Annotated in this window: 2 protein-coding genes; one reads left to right on the top strand and one right to left on the bottom strand. The window is 71.9% G+C overall.

The genetic code is table 11. The features are described 5' to 3' along the window. Positions 1–3 precede the first annotated feature (3 nt). The gene (locus tag AC08ON_RS13640; protein WP_476607866.1) at positions 4–738 is read right to left on the bottom strand and encodes a FadR/GntR family transcriptional regulator; all 735 of its coding nucleotides are present in this window, start codon (positions 736–738) and stop codon (positions 4–6) included. Positions 739–1,002: 264 nt separating this feature from the next. On the opposite strand from AC08ON_RS13640, the gene AC08ON_RS13645 reads away from it, so the two are divergent. Continuing rightward, positions 1,003–1,480, top strand: a 478-nt coding sequence (locus AC08ON_RS13645; RefSeq protein WP_476617096.1) for a class I SAM-dependent methyltransferase, incomplete at its 3' end; no start/stop codon positions are given.

A 1,480-nucleotide genomic window follows, 5' to 3' on the forward strand; every position in this document is an offset into this window, starting at 1 on the left:
GGCTCACCAGCCGAGGAGATCCTCCGGCTGGTCGCGGAGGTAGCGGGCCATCGCGTCCTCGTGCTCGCGGCACAGCATGGCGGCGGTGTCGGCATCGCCGTCCCGCACCGCCTCCGCGATCCACCGACACTGCTCCCAGGCCAGGGCGACGCTGTCGGGGTCGAGCAGGAACGGCCGCGAGGTCGGATACCGCGACAGCGAACCGAGCACGTCCTCGAAGAGCTGAAGGGTGGGGCTGCGGGCGATCTCGGCGAGCAGCACGCCCCACTGTGCCCGGGCCCGGGCGTGGGCGTCCCCACCGGCGGCGCCGTCAACGGCGGCGTCAAGGGCGTCCCCACCGGCGGCGTCGACGAAGGTCAGCAGCCGACCCCGCTCAGCCGGATCCGGATTGAGCGCGGCGAGCCGGGCACACTCGGTGGTGATGAGGGCGTGGGTCGCGCTGAGGTCGGCGAACGAGGCCCGACGGGTGCGCAGGAAGACCGACGCCATATGGGCGACCCCGGCCGCGTCCGGCCGCTGTCCGTACAGACCGCCGTGATGACCCCGGCGGACGGTGAGGATCCCCTCGGCCTGCAACAGCCGCACCGCCTGACGCAGCGACGGTCGGCTGACGCCGAGCCGGGCCAGCAGCTCGTTCTCCTGGCCAAGGTACAGGTCGCCGTCCTGCCGGCTGAGAATCTCCTCCCGCAGGACATGGGCGACCGCCGTCGCTGTGCTCACCGCGGCCACCCGTTTCATGCGTCCCTCCTCCCGAACGTGACGCCTCCCGAGACATGACGCGAACAACATCATACTTTCAGGTACCTGTGAGTTTCAGGTACCGAAGGCAACACCGTCGGCGAGATCGGCGCCGACAGCGGGACGAGCCGGAGCGAACGCCGGCGTACAGGGCGCCACGAGGCCCAAGGGGCGGAGCACGGGGCGGACCTGCGGGGTGACGCACGATGCGCGGACCCGCCGGAAGCGGTGCTGCGCGGCCGGGCCCGATCGTATGATTGTTCAATGAATGAGATGCCTATCTCATATTATGAAACGCCCAGCTGGGATCCCGGGACCTACGACGGGGAGCGCCGCCGGCTCGTCCCCTCCTTCGACCTGCTGTACGGATCGGTCGGCGACCTGGTGGCACGCCAGGGTGGCGCCCGACCGGCGGTGCTCGACCTCGGCGCGGGCACCGGTCTGCTGGCCGCCGCGGTCGTCGCGGCCGTCCCCGACGTCCGGTTGCACCTGTTCGACCGCGCCGCGCCGATGCTGGCCAAGGCCCAGGCGCGGCTGTCCGGCGGCCCAGTCGAGGCCGTCACCGTCGCGGACCTCGCCTCCGCCCTGCCTACCGGCCCGTTCGACGCGGTCGTCTCGGCGCTGGCCATCCACCACCTCGACGACCCCGGCAAGCGCGACCTGTTCCGCCGGGTGCGCGACGTCCTGCGGCCGGGTGGGCTGTTCGTCAACCTCGAGCAGGTCAACGGCCCAACCGCCGCCC

The organism is Frankia sp. CoWAU3 (assembly GCF_977971855.1).

Excerpts from the sequence above, each read along its gene's own strand:
- AC08ON_RS13640 (WP_476607866.1), bottom strand. The coding sequence starts at position 738 with ATGAAACGGGTGGCCGCGGTGAGCACAGCGACGGCGGTCGCCCATGTC.